Here is a 21,476-nt window from a genome sequence, read left to right as displayed (position 1 = left end):
AAAGAAAAAGAAACGGCATTTCTGCCGTTTCTTTGGGTTATGGATGGTCAGGGCTCAGAGCCTGTTTTACTCCAATCCATGTTCTTTGCGGATGTTATACATGCCTTGAACAAGCAGTTCGGATGGATCCCGGTTCAATTGCAAATGAGTCAGCAACAGATGAAGCGGGAATGCGCATACGTTATTCCCATCGGTGATCGCTGGAAATCCAGCCTCGAAGACTGGTCCCAATTTCTCGTTCCAAGCTAGCCCGACATGCACTTTTTCAGGAGCAAATTCTTGGGTAATTTCCTCAATACAAAGCGGAACTAACACATTGTCAATGATCCCTTTTGCTTCTTCTTCACTTGCTGGTGGTTTTGGAAGTGTTTTGCCTCCCTCAATCTTCATCAGCTCAACGAAGAATGAGGCCATCCATGCTGCCGGATCCTTACCCGACTGGAATCTTGCAATTAACTCGCGCAGAAAAAATCCGCAGGAATACACCTGATCTAATTCAGTTTTCACGTGAAAAACAAACACAGGGCCGTAGGCTTCCATGTTCAATACTTGTCCTTCAACATCTTTAAAGTGTACTCTCAAGGCTACAAGGCCGTTATGGTGAACAGCCTTTAGCAGCTGTGCCATATCCTCTTCAGACATTTCTGTATTATCATTTACTTCCTCATTCTCATTTGTTATTTCATTTTCATTAGTCGTCTCATTGTTCATTTTATAATTCCCTCCCATACCTATCATACCATCTAGCGAATTGAAGGAACACTTTATAATAGAACAATTTCTACCAGATTGCAGAGAAAACAAAAAAACGGCAGCTTTGCCGTTTCAAAAGCTAGATCATATCCCTTACTTTCTTCACTATTTTTCCAGTTAATTGATTAATATCGCCCTCATTTAACTTATAAGCTGAGGTATCTTTACGTGCAGGTTTGTGATCTGCCGATATCAGATCTGCGATATGCTGCTCGATGAATACAACAGGGTCTGTTCCAGTTCTTTTTCTGAGCTCCCCTGGCACCTTCGGATTTGGACCGTCAGCTCCACCATTGATTGAAAGGTAACCATACTTTTGCGGATTTTTCTTCAAGTGCTTTAAATAGGCACGGAGCGGTGTGGCCACTTTCCCCATCCAAACCGGTCCAAAAAATAGGATAATATCATATTTTCCTATTTGCTCAGGCTTCGGTTGAACCAACGGTATCCTGTCAAAAATCATATCAAAGGTAATCCTACCGAGTGTTCGGGGTTTAGCTTCCGAGATTCGGATATATTCAGCCGACAACACTTTCGCCACACTCCTTGCTAATGCTTCATTATTACCTGTGAATGAATACGAAATGACTGCAATGTTCATATAAATTCTCCTTAAAATGAATTATTTCGTCTCCGCCTGCACTAGGGCATTTTCGAGTGCCTTAAGATGCGTTTTAGAGGTAAGCGTTGCACCGCTGATAACGTCCACTTGAAGAGACTGCGATTCAATCACATGACCAAACAAATCACCAATGCTTAGCCCACCCTTCAGTTCAGCAGGGTTCCCTGTTTTGTCCAAGGCACCTTTGAGTATTTTGATATCTGACAGCCGTCCAGCAGATATTGTGACCTTCACCTTGGTATCTCTGGAATGATCTTTGATGCCAATGTATTCCCCCACATAGCTGCCCTCCCGCAGTTTCTGTATATCTATGGCGTTGATAGTAAGCTGCTGAACTTCATGCCTTCCCGGAGCAGATAAGAGAATACCACCTATCCAACCTATGACTGTAATCCCGCATAGAATGCTGAGAACCATAATCCATTTATTGAATTTTCGCTTTTTTCCTCTTCTCTTACTCACCTGCTTGCCTCCTTCCTTTTGATTTAAAATTTGAATGAATATTTAAGTATTCATTCATTTTATAAGAAAAAAAACTGCACCATAAGTGTATTAGGGGCAGTCTGTCAAACCCTTCATGATTAGTTCCAGCATATTATCCAGAAGTTGTGGAAAATACTCCAGCCCGATTTCTTCCTTGTGGGTTTCCACATTAATCATTGCACCGAAAATCATCATAATCATTTTACTATCCATATCGCTGCGCATTTTACCATCGGCTTGCCACTGCTTAATGATTTCATGGAAGCTATCATACAAAAAGTCGTTTACTTGAATGTTGGTTTCTTCCCGGTACAACTGTTCGATTTTTGCGAAAACACTTTTGTTATACCATTCCTTAAGAATGGGGTTGGCTATCATACCTTCCAAATTAAGCGCCATCATCTGCCGTATTAGCGCTAATGGGCTTTGGCTCATATCCAGCGATTGCATACAGCTTTTTTTGAGCTTTTCGTTTTCCTCTAAAAAAATATCCATAAAAAGCTTTTCCTTAGAGGGATAATAGTTGTAAAAACTTCCTACAGCTATTCCAGCCATTGTGGTAATACCAGAAACATTCGTGTCTTTAAATCCTTTATTGCTAAATAGCTCTTTCGCGCATTCGTATATCTTTGTTTTTTTGTCTTCCACTTTTCGCCTCTCCGTGAATGAATAATTATTTTTTCATTCATATCATAGTGTTAACAGCATAATATGTCAATGCAAAAATAAATCGCCAAAAGCATCAACATCCTTAGCCGAACCAATGCCGCTGTTATATTCCACCCAACCCTTACGCCCCTCACCATCATTGTCATTGACCAATAACGAAAATTTCAGCTTCATTCCTGGCTTCACCTGCACATCGTTGGATTTTAGTTCACGCCAGGGAATGGCTAATTCATAGCTGGTTTTTGAATCTTTACGTTCCACGGCATACTGTAATTCTATAGCATCACCCAAATTAAGCCCCTTTGATGCCAACCAGCACCATTTGAGTAATCCACCCGTATCTCCGCGAGCCACACCGAGTTCATGGTACTCAGAAGGCACCGTTCCATCCGCGTTGGCAATACCAATTCCAATCTGGATGCTGTCCCCACTCCAGATGGCATCTCCTGATGCTAGCTGTGCATGATGATCATCGATAACTTCTACCCCAAGGTAAAGATTGTCGGCATCCCACGCTAAGGAGCCCTTGGCGCTGAGATCCTGCTCTCCTTGCCAGCCCATGATTTTGACATCCTTCACATCAAAGGGAGCTTGATTACCCCAGTCCGACAAGTTGCCATCGATTTGGACAGGCGGACTGAGTTTCGGCAATAGAAGCACGTTAAAAGAATCAACTGCCGATTGCAATAAGGTACCTATATCATTAAAAACTTTAAGCGACCGCTGGCCTCTTGCCAGCTCAGGAATCTCAAGACGAACGCTCTTACCCGGCTCCAGATTTTCCACAGTCGAAGTATAAGTACCTCGGGTAGATCGTCCCGTCTCATAATCAGCTTCCACTGAACCGCTGAAATTGCTTGTAGACTGATTAGTAACATCCATGTAGGTTTTTATCTCCTTATTAGACTCCTCATAAAAAGTCTCGTAATACACTGCCAGCGGATCGATTACGTTGATATTCATAGTGAAGCTTGATGCCACTGTAGGATCTGCACCCCGAGAGACGAACAGCGAATCGTTTCCGCGCACCAAGCTTTCCGGAACCTGTATCCGCAGCGAACCTTCGTCTTCTCCACTAAGCAGCCATCCCTCTGGCAAATCGATATTAAGCGGCTCCTTCGATGCGCTGCGATACGCTTCAGGCAGCTTAATATCAAAAGCAGAACCAGAAGCAACCGTGATCCCCGAATTTTCCGGAAGACTCGCAAGGTCCGAACTGTTCATGACATTCCACAGAAAATGTGCTGTCGTCTCCATAATTTCATCGATGTATTTTTCATTTTTATAATCATGTCCGACTCCCTCCATCCTGAGCAGATTATGATAAATACCTTTCTCTTTCAATTGAGCGGCTAGGTCAACACTTTGCTGGTACGGCACCATTTTATCTATCGTTCCATGAATAATTAGGACAGGCGGCAGCTTGCTGTCAGCACTTCTTGTCAGTTCACCACCATAAATATCTATAATGGAAAATACAGATTTAACCAGGGAGGGATCTTTTGCTAAGGATAGATTCACAAAGTTCATGGCCAGATGACCTCCTGCTGAATCTCCGCCAATAACTATACGTTCCTTGTTCAATCCATAAGTCTCCGCATGCTCATTAATCCATTTGATCACATCGTTTATATCCTCATTAGCATCGTTAAGTGTCCGAGTGAAATTGAAAAACGGATCTTTTTTTAGCCTATAATCAATAGCAAGAACAGCATACCCCCGTTTCGCCAGGCCTTCGGAAAAATCTGCTGCATCAGACTTATCCCCTCCGGTATAACCTCCGCCATGAATAAAAATAAATACTGGCCTCTGCTTGGTATCGTCTCCAATGGGCTGGTACAAATCGAGCTTCAGCGGTTCTTCAGCATCCGTCTCGTTTTTCTTACTTGCATACAAAATATCGTGTTTCACTGTAACTTTATATACGGGATCCAAGTACTGCACCGGAATTTCTCTGTTATTTACAGTAACGTTAGCCATTGTTGTGTTAGTATCAAAAGAACTCGTAGGCAGCACTTCCTGCACTTGCTTCTCAGAGGCGCTTTTATTTTCCCGGTGATTTAGCAGCAACCATGAACCTAATACAATAAACAGGATAAGAACAACATAAATAGGCCTTCGCTTCATTAGGACAACCTCCCAGAATGATTTTGAAACCAAAAAAGTAACGTGATGCCAATAACATCATTCTAGAATTCAAGATAGAGTTTAACAATTATGTAATCCTTCGTGAATTAGGTTTAATATTACGTACTTATAATAAAAAAAGAGGACATCCCTAGGTTGGAGTGCCCTCTTATTACGCAAGAATTAGAAAAATTCTGTTTGATCATTCTAATCTTTGCCAAAATGCTTAATTACAACATTATTAAAAATCGCGGTGCCACCCTCAGAAAACAAGGTAATGCCTTGATCATTTATTTCCGGGAAGATTTCATTAGAAAATACAATTTCACCATCATCTATAAAAACTTCAATACTTGTTCTATCCACAAGGATCTTCAGATGCACTTTTTTCTTGTTCACATCAAAGGGGGCCTTGCTTTCAAGATATCTGTCACTCTCATCAGGTTGTCCAATGAAGGCTCTGTTAACATAAGAATATTGTCCTTCAACAAACACTCCTACGTCCACGTGGCGCGTCTTATCTGCGGATTCACGAAGTCTTAAACCTACATTGGTAATCTCTGACCAAGATAGATCTGCATCGAGCTGGTAATTTTCTCCTGTGATATCAAGTGTTGACGAACCGTTCACTTTTATTTGTTGCAAGGAATCCGTTGAAGTTACCATTTCATCTAATACTTCGATGGGCTGTGATACTAACTGATACGACTGCTCTTCATCTCGTGTTAATTTTATTCGACGCACGATTGAATCCATTCCGTTAAAACCTTCGTTAAGATTGGGGGTAACATGAGGGTAATCCCAATTATTCATCCAGGCCAAAGCATATCGATGATTGTATTGATCCTTGTCCTTTCCCTCTTCAAACGTTACAGCACCATACCAATCAAATCCATAATCTAGCCACTGTGGTTCATGATAATCCGTGATAAATTCATTCCCATTAAAATCTCCAGTCCAGTAGGCATACGTGTTGGGTTTACCTATCGACTTACCATTTGCACTGACCCCAAGAACCCATTTATAAGTGCCATCATTCGCCCGCATCATATAGAAGTCAGGACACTCCACAATTCCGATATTTTCTGTTTCGAAGCCGCTTGTGTAGTGCCAATTCTTTAAATTGTCAGACTCGTAAAAGCCCACTTTCGTACCTTCGGCTAGCGTCATCACCCATTTATGAGAATGTTGATCCCATATTACCTTCGGGTCTCTGAAATCTTCTGTGCCCGGATTTGGCAAAATAGGATCATCACTATAAGATTTAAACGTCAGCCCACGATCCGTACTGAACCATAAATATTGTTCTTGCTTCCCCCCCTCTGCAGAAGGCTGTGTTAAAATCGCCACAATAGCCTCTTCGCCAAAACCTGCTGTATTGCTATCGTCAACAACAACAGATCCTGACCAGGGATCACCATTGGGTGTTGTATATTTTGGAATCGCAACGCCTTCATCTGCCCAGCTCACCAAATCCATTGATGTGGCTTGTCTCCATTCTGTACCATTTCCATCCGGGTAATCAGCATTATAGAGATAATAGTAATGATATTTACCATCAAAATAAATGGGTTTCTGCGGATCGTTTTTCCAATGCTCAGGTACAGTGAAATGATAGCTAGCCCGAGTGGTAGGTTTATGTTCACGATCATCGGTCCCCGGCTTCTTCTTCTCTCCAGCTTCATAAGTTACTAATACTATCGTCACAATACAAATTAAACAAAGGATGAATATAGTGATTCCTATCATTTTTTTCTTATTCAAAATATACCTCGCTTTTTTCACATTGCTAATCTTAGCTTATAAAAAGAAAAGTAAACGCCAACTACATTGGCATTTACTTTGTAAATGATTTAATACGGTTTGTTACCTTTAAGCGTCAATTGCCCTTGTTCCAAAATGCTGTTCGGTACAACTGAAGTCTTGGAGCCTTTAATATTCAGCACAAAGCTTGGGGCAAAAGTGGAATGATGATCCCCAAAGTAACCTCTGTTTGTCATGTAACTTGTGATGACTACATTATTCCCTTTCACTTGCGGAATCGCAAAGTGAGCATAAGTCCAGGTAATATCATAAGGATTAAGATCTTGATGGAGGACAAGTCCTGTACCATTTAATGGTTTATAAGGTCCGGTTAAAGAATTAGATACGTACCCGAGCATGTAGATGTCTTCATCATCAATGCCATCAATAAACATTTTAGAACCTCTTGAGCTTGTGAACAGATACCACTTGCCATTCAATTTAAATATGTTCGCACGTTCAATTTCATCTGTCACGGTGTTGGAGGCAAGTAGCGGCTTCATTTCTTTTTTGAATGTATAATCATTATTTAATTCAATGATACCGAGCGCACCATTCGCGGTTTCCGCAGATGTTTTGTCAGCACTGCTTAGTAATTTCTTTTTCTCAGCTTGGAAGAAGGCATTGCTATTACCATAATAAGCTTTGTTAAAGAGAGATTCTTCACCCTGGTAACCCGTAGTTGTCCCTGTATTTGCTTCAAACACAAGATACTTGTGGCCTTTATCCTCCACATAGTGAGGATCTCTTAAGGTATGATTATCGTCGTAATCGCCTTTGCTGAAACCGGTGATATCAACACTTTGATAAATTTCACCTTGATTACCGTCATAGATGGATTTCATATCTTCTACGCCATCAATCTTAAGGGTATCCTTATCCGGGGCAGAAACATTAATTTGAGCTGTAGTTAAAGTTTGTTTCCCGTAAAATCCGCGATCTGGATCCCAAGGATGACGATTGGTGTAAAACAAGCGAACATTGCCATCAGATGTCATGGTTGCTGAACCGGACCATTCTTCGGCTTGATTGTTTAAAACATAATCATCAGGAACAAGTTTGTCACTATCCTTAAACACTCTGCCGGCATTCTTCCAGCTGCTGATAGAGTTGTCTCCTTCTTTCTTATAGAACAAATAAATAAATGTGTCTGATCCATTATTAGGGTCGCCCGCCAGACCAAAAACAATTTGATACCCCTTATAACTTGCTACAGTTCCATCTGCATTTTGCAGCGGCCAAGTATCCCAAACATCCATTTCAATTTTGTTTCCATTCTCATCGAACTTAACGGCGGCAGGAATGTTCTCAATCGTTGAAGCATCGAATTTGGGGACTTGGAATTGTTTGCTATTTTGTTGTTTGGGTAATTTCAACATGTCAGCGCGAGTGATATGAGAGAAACCATAGTCATTGTACTCCGGCTTGTTCGGCTTGTTATTTCCCTTCGCAAAGGTTTGAGTAGCTCCACCTAACATTAAAGCAGCTGTAAAGGTTAGGATTGTTGTTTGTTTAATCATTTTCTTGAAATTCATCATCTAACTCCTCTTATACTTTAAATTTGGGTTTCGATCTTCCTTTGTGCTGTTCCCCTTTTAAATTCTAATGAAGAGTAGACGTTATGAATATGTCGTGAATTGATGCATTTACAGGGTTATATTGATTTGGTTTTATTACTTCACATGGGTATCCCACGATTTTTGAAGCTCTTGAAGCAATTGATCCCGATTGATTTGCTCTCCTACATAAGCTTGCATAAGATAGCCAAACTCCTCTCTTGCTCTGGGAGGGAATTTGAACCAATTCCAAGATAAAGTTTTCTGTTCATCGACGTATCGCATAAGATCTTTTACAAGCGCTCCCGAACGGTCCGTCTCTATATTTTTAAAAGCTGAAATAAAATGAAAGTGATCCTTCATGAACTTTTTCCCTGTTTCCGACGAAACCATCCAGTTCAAAAACTTTTTGGCTTCCTTCTTCTTTTCTGGCGAAGATTCTTTATTAACAGCCCAATTATTAGATACCCCTACTGGCAACGCATTGTTTTTGGCACCATCATTAATAGGCATGGGTAAAAAACCGATATTCATATTCGGCGATATTTGATCAATTTTAGACTGAACCCAATTCCCTTGTTTTAGAATCGCCGTTCTCCCGGTTGCAAATAACTCAACTTCCGAATTATAATCTGTTGTCAAAAAATTTTCGTTACCATATTGTACGGTCAAATCCAGCATCCGAATGACATCTTTAACTTCCTTATTCTCTCGAAGCGATTGTGTTCCGTTGTTTAACCCTTGAATAAAAGCATCCGGGTCCTCCTGTTGTGCAATAGCAATATTCAACAGGAGTACAAAAAACCAATGATCGGAATACCCAACAGAAAAAGGAGTCACACCTATAGCCTTAAGCTTTTTCGCCGCCTCTTTTAATTCAGTAAACGTTGTCGGGAGAGGAGTAACCCCAGCCTTTGCGAATAAATCCTTATTATAAATAAAACCGTAGCCTTCAAAATTGATCGGCATCCCGTATATTTTCCCGTCCATCTTCATCGGTTCTAGCGCCTCGTCATAAACCTGTTCGACCCAAGGTTGATCCGATAAATCTTCTAGATATCTACTCCATGCCTTCGCTTCTTCATAACCGCCATTTGGAAAAATATCCGGACCAACATTGGCCGCTAACCTCGCCTTTAGCTCATCAAGGTAGTTAGCTCCTCCGCCAAAGGTTAGAATTTCCACGTTAATATTCGGGTTTTCCTTTTCATATTCCTTAACCATCTGCTCGAATTCTATAGAGATTTCCACTTTAGGATTCAGTACCTCCAAAGTGACTGTCTTATCCGCTACCTTCAAATCCGCTTCCTTCAGTGGACGTGTATGCGCACCACATGAAGAAAGCGTTAGCGTAATCAACCCCACGATAATCCATTTAACCCTTTTTATTTTCATAATTCCCCCAGATGCATTCAACAATGAACTTATGTATTGGCTATCCTGACTTCCGCGTCTATTTCTCTTGCTCCCTGTGAATTACGATATTCAGCAGGCGTCATACCGACGTTTTTTTTGAACAGCTTAGAGAAATAAATCTCATCTTGATACCCTAGCTTTAAGGCAATCGAGTACATCTTTTCATCCGATTCTAGTAACCACTGTTTCGCTTGATTTATTCGTAAATGAATGACGTAGTTAGTAAGAGTCATCCCTACTTCTTGCTTAAATCTCCGCGAGATATGTTCTCGGCTCAGAAAAAAACGGGTGGATAATTTGTCCAAACTTAACTCTTCCATATAATGCTCATCAACAAATGCGACAATATCATTCATACGCCTAACATCATCTAAATCCGCCAAACGATGGATTGCTCTAAAATTTTGTTCAGCCATAGACCTTTGCGCAGATTGAAAAGATAACGATATCTCTGCGAGCGATTGGATGGAAGGGCCGCTAACCAAACGAACAGGTATATCAAAATGCTGGGTAATCCATTCCTCTATCGGGAAAAACTGTCCATGAAGGGACAGAATCACACAGACATTAGGATCATTTTGAAGCGTAAATGCATTTCCCCACTCCCGTGTAGCCAGTTCTTCGGTCAAAAGCTGAATGTATGGCTCCGAATAATGAGATTGGTAAAAATACATCATGGTGAAGTCGTATACGTCTGCCTGTGGGAGAGCCGAGGCAATTTCGCCTGCATCAAAAGCTTCACCGTTACAAGCAGCAGTAATCTCCCTGTTTAAGCGAAACATTTTTACCTCTTCATAAAATCCGGACTCCATATTGCGACGGTCTCCCTCTTCTTGTTCCCAGGCTCTCAACGCCCCTTCTAAAGTTTCATTCAGCATTTTCTCTTCAATTGGCTTCATCAAATAATCAAAGCAGCCCAGCTTAAACGCTTTACGCATGAAACAATAATCGTCAAACCCTGAAATCATAATCACTTTTCCCGGATAGTCTTTAACAGCCAACCACTCGATTAACTCCATCCCGCTATTTTTGGGCATTTTGACATCTGTCATTATGATCTCAGGAGATTTCTGCTCAATCAACGCCTTAGCCTCTAGACCATTTCTGGCTTCCAGCACTTCGGTAATCCCGTATTGTTCCCACCGTCCCAAAAAACGGATGATTTTTCTAACATTAGACTCATCATCTACAATAAGAGCTTTCATAAACGTTACTTCTCCTTTAGGTAGAGTGGAATTACTAGCCGTACAGTGAACCCTTGTCCCTGCATCGAATCCAGTTTGATTCCCGCTGTCTGATCGAAATGAAGAACCAAGCGATCATGAATGTTTTTTAACCCGATATGCGCAAAAGAAGGATTGCCTTCGTTAACCGGTGTGTAGAGATTATTTTTTAATGCCTCAAGTTCATCATCCGTCACGCTGTTTCCGTTATTTTCTACGACTAGATTCAAATATCCACCTTGTATTTCACCATAAATATGGATGTAAGCTTGTTCATAGCCCTCGTCATAACAGTGCTTAAAAAAGTTCTCAACGAGCGGCTGCAGGATCATACTAGGAACCGGAATATCAAGAATATCTTTAGGTATATCAATGGAATAGCTAAAATCAGTCTGAAAACGTTCCGCTTGAAGATTCAAATAAGCCTGTACATAATCCACTTCGCTTTGAACCGTCGCCTTCTGATCCACACGAATCGAATACCGCATCATTTTGGATAACGAGGTAATCAGTTGATATACTTTTGGAGATTCAGAGAGTAGGGCAACAGCAGCAATGGATTGTAAAGAATTAAATAAAAAGTGCGGATTGATCTGCGACTTTAGCGCCCTATGCTGATTTTTCCTGTTCTCTATCTCAAGCTTATACTCCCGGTCAATGTGACGGTTGATCCGATTCATCATCTCCTTGATATGCCTTTCTAGAATACCGATTTCGTCCTCCCGCATATCGTCGAATGGGGCATTCATATTCCTCCCCTCGATACGCTGGACTTTTTGACTAAGCAGTTTTATCGGCCGTGTAAATCCATATGAAATGATTGTTATCATTATCAAGCCCAGTCCACCTACAACCACACCTACAATAATGTTTGTATAGGCGGTTTTCCTTACATCTTCAAATAAAAAAGAGCTCGGGGTTACCTTAGCAAAATGCCACTCTTTTATCGGTTCCTGCAATGTTCTAGTAAACACAATATCTCCTTCTGGAGATTTAGCAGCTGCCTGTGCTGGACTTATTTTCCTTTGCAGTTCATCTGGAACGGTTTTGCCTATCCATGTCTCCTCACTTGCGTAAATGACATGATTCTCCGCATCGGAAAGCCATACGCTCTCTTTATTTTTCTGTAGAAAATGATTAGCGATATGAGCAATCTTGTCCAAATCAATATCTATAGTGATGACGCCCAGAAATTCCTGCGTTAGGACATCCACGATTTTGTGATGAACCGTCAAAACCAACGTTTTATCCGAAGGAGGCATAATGGAGGTATCGTTATAGTTCTCAATCGGATGCGGAGCTTCAATAAGATAATTGCTATTAGAGCTCTTCAGCTTCTGAATGGAAGCTTGCTGTAATAAATCCGGATTCCTTTTACGGGAACTTAACATGGCATTATAAACTGTAAATGAGCTTTTCCCTTCGTTTATGAATAAACGGATCTGACGAATTTCACTCCTCATGAGATAGAAGTTAGTCATACCCTTATTAATTTCAAGCTGCTTAAAATAAAAATCTTCTTCTAACCCTTCTTCAAACACCCTGAATAAGTCTGGATTTCGGTATAAAATATATGGAATATTAATGATTTCATCAAAATATTGCTCTAGATCGGCTGACGCCTGCTGAATTTGCTCTTGGCTGTTCTCAAGTTCATGTCGTTCCACATTCTCTTTCGTCTGCCGATAGATCAACAACACGGATAAAAAATACGGTAGAATTATAAACACAAGCAGCAAGAATAATAAGCGCTTATGAATGCTTTTCAAATAAATACTCCTCTGTAAAAATTTCGGTTTTCAGCAAAAAATCTAATATCAGGTTTTATATTTTCACAAATATCCAACACAAAATCAAAATACTTGTTGCTGAGCAACAAGTATTTTTGCCGGATCCATATATGACAAACGCCAATCGTTTATTACCCAAATTATATCCTTATGAAACAACCGTTAAGAAATTTCCGCAAATTAATCAGCTATTTGAAGATTGAAATAATTCCCTGCACAATGGGCTTCCAAAGATGTGGATATTCTTGCTGAATTAACTTTCTTACCTCCTCCCCCTTGATGTCGTTGAAATTATTATCTTGAGTAATAAAGGTATAAGCACCTTTTACGGTATCCCCTATAGCTATATGCCCGCTTGCATATCCACCCATTGCAATATGGGAAGCGATAGAGAGACCACCCAAGGAGAACATACCTACAGCTAAACCTCCAACAGCAAATATCCCCAATGCTATTCCACCAACGGCCATTGTACCCGCCGCAATGCCCCCAACGGCTAACAAAAGCCCTAGAGCCAGACCTGCAAAACTGATGAGTCCTAAAGCAAGCGCACCTAAACATAATCCGCCCAAAGCAACAATACCAATGGATACAGCACCAATCGCAACATTACCTATGGCAATAACCCCTTTGGCAACGTATAGCCCCCGTCCGATATGGATATGAACCAGAGGAATTCCAAAGCATGTTCTCTTACTTTTGTACTCATAATGAAACAAGGAATTCAGATCTACATATACGGGGCTTGCGACATGCTCTGCTTTGGTATCGCTTGAAGCATCCTTCACCAGATGATCCAAACTTACGTGAAATAATTCACTTAAACTAATCATCTTATCCATTTCGGGATAGGATTGACCTGATTCCCACTTAGACACGGCTTGCCGCGAAACACCAATCACCTCGGCCAAGTTCTCCTGGGACATTCCTCTCTGTTTCCTATAGCTTTGCAATTTATTTGCAAAGTCCATTCGCCATCACCTCATGCTCATCATATTATAACGTTCTGTAATTGACTACCTATCTCCCCTTACATCCTGTCAACCACTGGTTGCACAGCTGATTTTGCGGGCTTTTATCCTCATTAAACGTTCTTGATTCCCCGTTCTCCCTGTTTCCGGGCAAGATGATAGCGTATAATATCCGATATAGAATATTCATCAGAGGAGACTATAAAACCATGAAATTGAATATGAATTGGATTACGCTTCGGGTCCGCGATCTGGAGGCTTCCCTTCATTTTTATAACCGGATACTGGGGCTACCCATTGAGCGTAGATTTGAGAGCAGTGGAAAACAGATCGTCATGTTAGGTCTGGAGGGGCAACCCAAGATCGAGCTTATTCAGGGAAGTGACCCGGCTTTGAAGCCGGAATGTGGCGTTTCTGTGGGTTTCGAAGTGGAGTCACTTGATGAAGCGATGGAGAGTTTAAAAAGCCAAGGTATCCCAGTAGCGCGCGGACCAATCGCCCCCAATCCCCACCTGCGGTTCTTTTATATCCTGGACCCGGACGGGTTTGAGGTGCAGTTAGCGGAGCATAACTAACGTTTATCAAGCGCGTTATTACCTCAAAAAGAAATAGACCGCCCTAACCAAAGGTAGCGGTCTATTCTGCCGTGTAAAACCTAACCCCCACTCTTAAAGCAAGGCTTTATTCAACAGCTTTAGTTGATCTTTTTTCAGTGAAAAAGTAAACCAAAGCCAATAGCGGCAGGATCACTCCGATGAGTGAGGCGAAGGTCCATCCCCCATAGGCATAAGCCCAACCACCCAAAGATGATCCAACGGCTCCACCCACGAAGAAAATCGCCATAAAGATCCCATTAAGACGTCCCCTCGCTTCACTTCCCAATGAATAAATCACACGCTGTCCGAGTACAAGATTTCCGGATACGGCCATATCCAATGTAATCGCGGAAATAAAGAGCAGGATGAGAGCAAAAGTTGAGTGGCTATGGAAAAGATGAATTAGTAAAAAAGACAAGGTGGCAATGATCATGGCCAGCCCGGTTAACCATTTGCTCCAACCTTTATCTGCCAGTCTTCCAGCAATCGGCGCGGCTACAGCCCCACCAACACCTACTAAAGCAAACCATGCGATACCTTGCTGCGACATTCCAAAATCATCCGCCAACCGCAACGGAACCACCGTCCAAAAGAGACTAAAAGCTCCAAATAAACAAGCTTGATATAAGGCACGTCGGCGCAATATAGGCGTTTGTTTTAAAAGGGTGCCTAAAGAGACAATTAATTTACCATAGCTTACCGAAGGTGCAGGTTTACGTTCAGGAAGAAATCGCGACAGAAGAATGGCTAACAACGTGATGACGACCGCTGAAAAAATAAAAACGGCTTGCCATCCCCAGATGCTGGTGATAAAGCTTGCCACGGGCCGGGCAAACATAATACCTAGTAAGAGTCCACTCATAACATTACCAACCACACGCCCACGCTGCTCTTCAGACGCTAAATAGGTGGCATAAGGCACCAGGATTTGGGCTACCACAGAACCGGTTCCTATAAACAAAGATGCTGTCAGGAATAAAGGCGCATTAGCTGCGAAGGCTGCAACCAGCAATGCACCCACTGCAACCATTAACGTGATTATCGTGAGACGCCGATTCTCAACAATGTCACTCAACGGCACGATAAATAACAAACCTACAACATAACCGATTTGAGTTAAAGTGACTATCAAGCCTGCGGCTGTAGAAGAAAGTCCTGTCGAGACACTGATAGGTCCAACAAGGGTTTGAGCATAATAAAGATTGGCCACGATAAGCCCACATGCGGCTGCTAACATAAACATCATCCAACTTGAAATGTGGTTCTCTTTCACCGCTTGTTCTTTTTGCATGTGAATCCTCCTCAGATGGTCTTAATAATTTAAATACTGTACGTTTAGATCACTAATTCATATTTAAATAATATACTGAACGTATCGTTTTGTAAATAGGTGATAGTCATTTATTTTTTTAGGTTTTTTTAGTATACTGAACGTATAGTTTATATTTTGATTGGAAACAGATTAATGAAAGGGTGATTTCAGATGGAGAGTAAACGAGGGCGTCCGCGTAATGTTGAGACGGAGAAGTCTATTCTTACCGCATCCTATGATTTGTTATTGGAAAATGGTTTTGGAGCAGTTACGGTGGAAAAAATAGCGGATCGTGCCAAGGTCAGCAAAGCTACGATATATAAATGGTGGCCTAACAAGGCTGCCGTGGTGATGGATGGATTCCTATCCTCCGCTGCGGACAGACTGCCCGTACCTGACACAGGTTCAGTATTCGATGATATTCTCATGCATGCAACGAACTTATCCCGGTTCCTGATTAGTCGAGAGGGTAAAATCATTACGGAGATCATTGGCGAAGGACAGATGGATTCAGGCTTGGCGGAAGCTTATCGGACCCGATATTTCCAGCCTCGTCGGCTTGAGGCACGGCTGCTTATGGAACGGGGTGTTCAGCGCGGGGAATTGAAGGATAATCTCGATATTGAAGTAGTTACCGATCTTATTTACGGGCCGATATTCTACCGCTTGCTGGTGACCGGCCAACCCATAGACGATGCTTATGTGCAGCAGTTGGTGAGGTACGCTTTTGAAGGAATACGGTAACTAACGGTAACGGTAAAATAGACCGCTCTCTCACTAGAGATGCGGTCTATTTCTGCTCGTAGTACTATAAAATGCCGCTCTGGCGGAAGGTTGAGATACAACGGACCGAGGTGCTCTTATTTTCTGATTATGGGGCGTTTTCCCAAGCTATCGGACTCCTACGCACTTATTTAGTCTTTTCAAAGCAAAATACTGCTACTGGAGAGGAAATAAGTGCGCTACGGTCCGATCACCCGACTAATTGCACCGAATATAGAAAACAAGAGCTATACAGTCCGCAGGATCATAAGTGGGTGATTCGAACGGACAGGAGCTCATTTTCACTAATTAAATCAATTTCCAATGAAACCTTTCTGCTGCAAAATGTCTCCCGTATCGTTCCATAATTTATTTTCCATTACCCTTTCTCCTCCCGGTTGTACGGGTACAATGGGATTGCCTGTCCCAACGTTAAAATATCCCCCACTGCTCTCTTGATATTTAGGATCGGTCATTAAACGAATAATGATCTCAGCTCCTTTACGAGGATCGCCAATACGAAAGAAATTCAATAAGTGCTTAAGTATCGAAGAAAACCAAAGTTCACGCCCGAGACCTGTAACGTTAAAACCCGGATTCAATGCATGAACGCTAATTCCCGTTTCCGCCCATCGACGTGCAAGCTCACTGGTAAACATGATATTTAACAGTTTGGTTTTCCCATAAATCTCAGATGATCCTCTGGAAGTAAAAGAAGCTGTATTGAGCAAATCTTCTGGCAACTTTAGCACTCCATGCCGGCGTGAAGCTTCCGAAGCAACATTTATAATTTTTGCATTTCCTGCTTCTCTCAAAGAACCTTCTAAAGTATGCGTCAATAACCAAGGTGCAAAATAGTTCACAGCCATCATTTCTGAGAATCCATCTGCAGTTATCCGCTGTTCAAACCCATGAAGCCCTGCATTATTTATTAACACATCTATCTTCGTAAAAACACTAGATATTTCTTGTCCTAACCTAGTGACATCCCTCATTGAGGATAAGTCTCCGTAGAAAAAACTAATTTCGGCTGCTGGTACGCTCTCCTTTATCATTTTTTCAGTTACTTCCGAACGGGTTTTACTCCTTGCAGTCAGAACAAGATGGGCACCTCGCTTAGCCATTTCAAGTGCAACGAGTTGTCCCAAACCGCTAGTAGCTCCAGTAATTACAATAATCGGCTTTGTCATCCTCTACATTCTCCTTTATATCAGGAATTCATCAGGAAGGAGCAATTTCATTTTGACAGCGTATACTCCAAAATATATAATTGATATATATCAACTATATGATGATGATTGACATATGTCAACTATATAGATGTGTAACGACTTTTAAAAATTCAAGGTTAGGTGGTTAAAACAATGAATCCCGAACGTAAAGACACGTTAAGAGGACAATTAGAACTGAAGCTAGGTGGACAAATTAGTGCCCTCATTAGCGCTTCACATGCCTTAAATGTCAGAACTGCTGCTGCATTCGATTCATCTATACAGCCTGCTGCTTTCCATATAGTCCGTTGGCTGTACTCTTATGGACCAACAAGCGCTTCTGTGTTGGCAGAATCAACGGCTATGGATCGTAGTTCAGTCAGCCGTCTCATCAAGCAACTCGAGAATTTGGGTTATATCAAAAGGGAAGACTCCCCTAACGATCGTCGAGCCATCCTTCTTACTCTCACTGATCTTGGACGACAAAAAACCTTTGACGCGTTACAGGATAAGGAGTTCATATTTTATGAGCGCATAGCCCAATGGGATAATCAACAGCTTGAAACCTTTATCCAAATGCTTAAGGAGTTTAATGGATTTAATGATAATTAATAAATGGGAACAAAAAAAGAAACAGCATCTTGCTGTTTCTTTAGATATGGATTGTCTGTAATTGGAGTCAGCAATTGTCACTGATGTTCATGTTCGGCATGTTCATTATTACATTGCTCAACTACCTCAAAAAGAAATAGAACGTCCTCTCGCAAAGGAATGCGGTCGATTTCCTGACTAAACTTCCGAAGCCGCTTTTATCTACCCAAACTATACCACGATCAAACCAAATAAAAAGTCACTCTTCCCCAAACAGCAAAAAAAACGGCATTTCTGCCGTTTCTTTAGGATGGACTCTCAGGGGCTCGAACCCTGGACAAATAGATTAAGAGTCTACTGCTCTACCAACTGAGCTAAGAGTCCATATGATGTTTGGTGGAGCCAAGGGGGATCGAACCCCTGACCTCATCGCTGCCAGCGATGCGCTCTCCCAGCTGAGCTATGGCCCCAAACTGAAATCTCAGATGTATGTAATCACACATTTTATAATTTTAGTTTGGTCGTAATTGAGTTGTTCCGATAAACTCAAGCGTCGTAGGCGACTTCTATATAATATAAAAAATCGCCCTCTATGTCAACACTTTTTTTAAAATTCATTTTTTCACTCTAATTTCCCACGCAAAACCCAGAGGAAACAAACCAGTAGAAGCACTCCTAGCACACCCTAGGATTGGCTGTAACGCCCTAACTGGACAAAACCCTATAATCCCTCTAATTCTCCCGTACTCTTGGACAGCAGCCCCTTGAGTTCCTTCATGAACATATTAATATCCTTGAACTGGCGATATACGGACGCAAAACGAACGTAAGCCACTTCATCTACTGGGTAGAGCTGCTCCATCACGAATTCACCAATCTGTTGGCTTTCCACTTCCGCAACGGCGATGCCGCGCAAAGATTTCTCAACCTCGGACACGATCTTTTCTAGACGTTCCACAGAAACCGGCCGTTTCTCACAAGCACGGATGAGACCGCGGAGTATTTTATCACGACTGAATTCCTCACGGCTGCCGTCTTTTTTAATTACAATCAGTGGCGTCTCTTCAATCATTTCAAAAGTAGTGAAACGTTTGCTGCAACGCTCACATTCACGCCTACGACGGATTGACTTATTTTCATTCGCTGGTCGCGAGTCCAGCACTTTAGTATTTGTGTGATCACAGTAAGGGCATTTCATAAGCTTCATCACTTCCTAATACATAATGGTTTGGTCCCGGAACGTTATAAATCCGGCTTTTGAACGGCTTTTTTATTATTTCCAGAAATCACCGTTTTTTTCTTGTAATGATAATGGCAAGTCCGGCACATAATACAGTTACCAACAGAGGAGGTGAACAGCAATGAGCCAAAGCAACAACTCCAATAACCTTGTAGCTCCAAATTCCCGCGGTGCCTTGGAACAACTTAAATACGAAGTTGCCCAAGAACTAGGAATCACGCTTTCCCCAGATGGTTACCAAGGCAATAAAACTTCTTATGAAAATGGTTCGATCGGTGGTTACATCACTAAACGTCTTGTAACCCTGGCAGAACAACAACTGGCAGGTCAATACAAATAACCTGACCAACATAAGCTTTTTGAAGAAGTATTAAACGACCTACAGGTCGTTTAATACTTCTTTTTATACATAACACGGTAGAAATTAAAATTCTTTGTAAATGTCCGTGTACTGATCATAGTAATAATTAACGCGCTGTACATAATGCCTGGTTTCACCAATGGGAATATCTTTAATGGTTGCATCTGTCCCATCCCAGATCCCTTCGTCCAACCAGCGTTGAACTTTTCCGGGCCCAGCATTATAGGCTGCGATAATTGCTGTACGTTTACCTTCGAATTGACGGGATAAAGTTGAAAGATACCATGTACCCAGTTCAATATTAGCCGAAGGCTCATGCTTGAGTTCTTCCATAGATACGTTTGGAAGCTTGGCCTTTTCCAGCGCCCACTTCGCGGTATCCGGCATAAGCTGCATCAGCCCTAGTGCGCCTTTTTTGGATTCTCGTCCAGTTTTAAAGTTCGTTTCTACCCGAATAATCGCGGTTACAAGAAACGGGTCTATCTCATAAGTGATGCTGTGCTTGCGAATCTCATCTTTAAAATGGATGGGATAAAACCACGACATCCAGTTAGTACTCAGAAACAATATTGCCGTAAAACCCACAAATAGCAGAAGCAGTACTCTTTTTTTACGTAGCCATTTCATGATAAACCCAGCCTGTCCCAAAAAACAGCAACCTGTTGCTCAGTGTACGCAAGATCGCCACTGTTGTCGATGATGTAGTCCGCTTTATTACGTTTCTGTTCAATATCCATCTGTGCATTCAATCGCGCTTCTGCTTCTTCTAATGAGAGCCTATTACGTTCCATTAATCGAGCAACTTGCATTTCACGGGGAACGTAGACTACTACAATCTCATGGAACAGGGTCTCAAGCCCTGATTCAAAAAGAAGCGGAATATCCACAATAATAAGCCGCTTCGGCTCTTCCTGCTCCATGCTGTACATACGGTCTTTGATTTCCTGCCGGATGGCAGGATGCGTCAAATTGTTCAAGGTTTGCAGGGCCACCGGATCTTGAAAGACGATTTCACCTAATTTGGCCCTATTCAGTGTTCCATCCGGAAAAAGGATCTCTTTTCCGAATTGCTTAGCAGCAGCAGCCAACACTTCATGCCCGGGAAGCATAACTTCTCTGGCGATCACATCGGCATCAACCAGCCTCGCTCCCTTGTTCACAAGCAGTGCAGACACTGTGCTTTTTCCGGATGCGATTCCTCCGGTTAAGCCTATAATCATGTACTCACCTCATAATAGCTTCAGTATTCCCATTGCAATCAATAATAACGCTGGTAACGCGGCAGCATGCTTCATCCAGTAGTTCCCGGCAAATCTAAGTCCTGTCTTCATACCCAGCAATAGAAATGTACCACTAAACAAAGCTATTGTAAGTGATGTCCATATCGGATTGAAGCCAAGCAGCGCTGCGCCAAGTCCAGCCCCAAAAGCATCCAGAGAGAGCGCAATCCCAAGTATCATCGCTTCCATCGAAGAGATGCTTCCTGAGGCATCCATATCCGCAGAAGACGGGGTACGCAAGATCTGCACTACAATCCCCAAACGGCGAAGCTCAAGCGAAAAAACAGCTGATTTCAACGGTTCATCATTCATAACAGGTTCTGTACCCGCTTCAGAATCAGCCGCTACCTCTGCCCAAGCCTGCTCGGAAAATGAGCCCTCGTCTACCGTTTCAGCTTTACGTCCGCCATCTGCCTCTTTCTCTTTTTGCATCAGCATCTGAACAAGCGACCAGCATCCCATTAGCACAAGTATAACCGCACCAACCATAGAAGCTGCATTCGGAGACACTACCTTGGCAAGCAAAACCCCAACCTGCATCGATACACAGATAACTACCCCCGAACAGAGCGAGATAATCAGAACGGAGAGCAGTGGTATTTTCATTTTACGCAGCCCATATGTAATTCCTACACCAAAACCATCCAAACTCAAGGCAAACGCTAGCAATAGCAGTGAAAATAATGGGCTGAGCACCCGCAATCCCTCCT

General features: G+C 42.1%; 22 protein-coding genes and 2 tRNA genes. 5 read left to right on the top strand and 19 right to left on the bottom strand.

Annotated features, from left to right (window positions below):
- Positions 1–66: 66 nt before the first annotated feature.
- The 11 genes from MKZ09_RS10560 to MKZ09_RS10510 all read right to left on the bottom strand — a co-directional run bounded on the left by MKZ09_RS10560 (position 67) and on the right by MKZ09_RS10510 (position 13,413).
- Positions 67–711: a hypothetical protein gene (locus MKZ09_RS10560; RefSeq protein WP_076107537.1), complete on the bottom strand. Its 645-nt coding sequence runs from the start codon at positions 709–711 to the stop codon at positions 67–69.
- 121 nt (positions 712–832) lie between these two features.
- Positions 833–1,354 (bottom strand): flavodoxin family protein, encoded by a 522-nt coding sequence (locus tag MKZ09_RS10555; RefSeq protein WP_076203058.1) that lies wholly within the window; start codon positions 1,352–1,354, stop codon positions 833–835.
- Positions 1,355–1,375: 21 nt separating this feature from the next.
- Complete coding sequence (locus MKZ09_RS10550) at positions 1,376–1,837, bottom strand: FMN-binding protein (protein WP_218643111.1); 462 nt, start codon at positions 1,835–1,837, stop codon at positions 1,376–1,378.
- A 90-nt stretch (positions 1,838–1,927) separates the two neighbouring features.
- Positions 1,928–2,506 (bottom strand): TetR/AcrR family transcriptional regulator, encoded by a 579-nt coding sequence (locus MKZ09_RS10545; protein WP_076203055.1) that lies wholly within the window; start codon positions 2,504–2,506, stop codon positions 1,928–1,930.
- 66 nt (positions 2,507–2,572) lie between these two features.
- Positions 2,573–4,654: an alpha/beta hydrolase fold domain-containing protein gene (locus MKZ09_RS10540; RefSeq protein ID WP_076203051.1), complete on the bottom strand. Its 2,082-nt coding sequence runs from the start codon at positions 4,652–4,654 to the stop codon at positions 2,573–2,575.
- Between the two features lie 207 nt (positions 4,655–4,861).
- Complete coding sequence (locus MKZ09_RS10535; protein ID WP_370511163.1) at positions 4,862–6,418, bottom strand: glycoside hydrolase family 32 protein; 1,557 nt, start codon at positions 6,416–6,418, stop codon at positions 4,862–4,864.
- An 89-nt stretch (positions 6,419–6,507) separates the two neighbouring features.
- The gene (locus tag MKZ09_RS10530) at positions 6,508–7,992 is read right to left on the bottom strand and encodes a glycoside hydrolase family 68 protein (RefSeq protein ID WP_076203290.1); all 1,485 of its coding nucleotides are present in this window, start codon (positions 7,990–7,992) and stop codon (positions 6,508–6,510) included.
- Positions 7,993–8,130: 138 nt separating this feature from the next.
- On the bottom strand, positions 8,131–9,408 hold the full coding sequence (locus MKZ09_RS10525; protein ID WP_076203048.1) for an ABC transporter substrate-binding protein: 1,278 nt from the start codon (positions 9,406–9,408) through the stop codon (positions 8,131–8,133).
- A gap of 29 nt (positions 9,409–9,437) precedes the next feature.
- The gene (locus MKZ09_RS10520; protein ID WP_076133977.1) at positions 9,438–10,634 is read right to left on the bottom strand and encodes a response regulator transcription factor; all 1,197 of its coding nucleotides are present in this window, start codon (positions 10,632–10,634) and stop codon (positions 9,438–9,440) included.
- 5 nt (positions 10,635–10,639) lie between these two features.
- Positions 10,640–12,421 (bottom strand): cache domain-containing sensor histidine kinase, encoded by a 1,782-nt coding sequence (locus tag MKZ09_RS10515; RefSeq protein ID WP_076203045.1) that lies wholly within the window; start codon positions 12,419–12,421, stop codon positions 10,640–10,642.
- A gap of 209 nt (positions 12,422–12,630) precedes the next feature.
- Positions 12,631–13,413, bottom strand: a complete 783-nt coding sequence (locus MKZ09_RS10510; protein ID WP_036679206.1) for a helix-turn-helix domain-containing protein — start codon at positions 13,411–13,413, stop codon at positions 12,631–12,633.
- A gap of 209 nt (positions 13,414–13,622) precedes the next feature.
- Between MKZ09_RS10510 and MKZ09_RS10505 the strand changes: the two genes are divergently transcribed.
- Positions 13,623–13,988: a VOC family protein gene (locus MKZ09_RS10505; protein ID WP_081394216.1), complete on the top strand. Its 366-nt coding sequence runs from the start codon at positions 13,623–13,625 to the stop codon at positions 13,986–13,988.
- 106 nt (positions 13,989–14,094) lie between these two features.
- On the opposite strand, the gene MKZ09_RS10500 is transcribed toward MKZ09_RS10505, so the two are convergent.
- Positions 14,095–15,300, bottom strand: a complete 1,206-nt coding sequence (locus tag MKZ09_RS10500) for an MFS transporter (protein ID WP_076098505.1) — start codon at positions 15,298–15,300, stop codon at positions 14,095–14,097.
- Positions 15,301–15,492: 192 nt separating this feature from the next.
- Here MKZ09_RS10500 and MKZ09_RS10495 point away from each other — a divergent pair, with 192 nt between their 5' ends.
- Positions 15,493–16,065, top strand: a complete 573-nt coding sequence (locus tag MKZ09_RS10495) for a TetR/AcrR family transcriptional regulator (protein ID WP_076203042.1) — start codon at positions 15,493–15,495, stop codon at positions 16,063–16,065.
- A gap of 332 nt (positions 16,066–16,397) precedes the next feature.
- Here the strand turns inward: MKZ09_RS10495 and MKZ09_RS10490 are convergent, their stop codons facing one another.
- Positions 16,398–17,273 carry an SDR family NAD(P)-dependent oxidoreductase gene (locus MKZ09_RS10490; protein WP_076203039.1) on the bottom strand — a complete coding sequence of 292 codons (876 nt, stop codon included), beginning with the start codon at positions 17,271–17,273 and terminating at the stop codon, positions 16,398–16,400.
- Between the two features lie 174 nt (positions 17,274–17,447).
- Here MKZ09_RS10490 and MKZ09_RS10485 point away from each other — a divergent pair, with 174 nt between their 5' ends.
- Positions 17,448–17,906, top strand: coding sequence for a MarR family winged helix-turn-helix transcriptional regulator (locus MKZ09_RS10485; protein ID WP_076203036.1), 459 nt, complete (start codon positions 17,448–17,450; stop codon positions 17,904–17,906).
- 74 nt (positions 17,907–17,980) lie between these two features.
- Positions 17,981–18,046, top strand: coding sequence for a putative holin-like toxin (locus MKZ09_RS34405; protein WP_370511164.1), 66 nt, complete (start codon positions 17,981–17,983; stop codon positions 18,044–18,046).
- 150 nt (positions 18,047–18,196) lie between these two features.
- Here MKZ09_RS34405 and MKZ09_RS10480 read toward each other — a convergent pair.
- The 3 genes from MKZ09_RS10480 to nrdR form a co-directional block, all read right to left on the bottom strand.
- Positions 18,197–18,269, bottom strand: a tRNA-Lys gene (locus MKZ09_RS10480).
- A 10-nt stretch (positions 18,270–18,279) separates the two neighbouring features.
- A tRNA-Ala gene (locus tag MKZ09_RS10475) sits at positions 18,280–18,355 on the bottom strand.
- 251 nt (positions 18,356–18,606) lie between these two features.
- Entirely contained in the window at positions 18,607–19,083 is a 477-nt protein-coding gene (nrdR, locus tag MKZ09_RS10470) for a transcriptional regulator NrdR (protein WP_036678976.1), read from the bottom strand.
- 163 nt (positions 19,084–19,246) lie between these two features.
- On the opposite strand from nrdR, the gene MKZ09_RS10465 reads away from it, so the two are divergent.
- A complete protein-coding gene (locus tag MKZ09_RS10465; protein WP_036678974.1) occupies positions 19,247–19,465 on the top strand; it encodes an alpha/beta-type small acid-soluble spore protein in 219 nt (72 codons plus the stop codon).
- Positions 19,466–19,549: 84 nt separating this feature from the next.
- On the opposite strand, the gene MKZ09_RS10460 is transcribed toward MKZ09_RS10465, so the two are convergent.
- The 3 genes from MKZ09_RS10460 to MKZ09_RS10450 are packed head-to-tail and all read right to left on the bottom strand — an operon-like array spanning position 19,550 to position 21,462.
- Positions 19,550–20,113 (bottom strand): lytic transglycosylase domain-containing protein, encoded by a 564-nt coding sequence (locus tag MKZ09_RS10460; RefSeq protein ID WP_036678971.1) that lies wholly within the window; start codon positions 20,111–20,113, stop codon positions 19,550–19,552.
- A complete protein-coding gene (gene coaE, locus MKZ09_RS10455) occupies positions 20,110–20,706 on the bottom strand; it encodes a dephospho-CoA kinase (protein WP_076133971.1) in 597 nt (198 codons plus the stop codon). The genes MKZ09_RS10460 and coaE overlap by 4 nt, the downstream gene beginning before the upstream one ends.
- A 9-nt stretch (positions 20,707–20,715) precedes the next feature.
- Positions 20,716–21,462, bottom strand: coding sequence for a manganese efflux pump (locus tag MKZ09_RS10450; protein ID WP_076133970.1), 747 nt, complete (start codon positions 21,460–21,462; stop codon positions 20,716–20,718).
- Positions 21,463–21,476: the final 14 nt, after the last annotated feature.

It is taken from the genome of Paenibacillus sp. FSL R5-0908, from assembly GCF_038006245.1.
In the GTDB taxonomy this organism is placed as follows: Bacteria; Bacillota; Bacilli; order Paenibacillales; family Paenibacillaceae; genus Paenibacillus_AQ; species Paenibacillus_AQ odorifer.
This window is presented reverse-complemented; position numbering and strand designations above follow the sequence as displayed.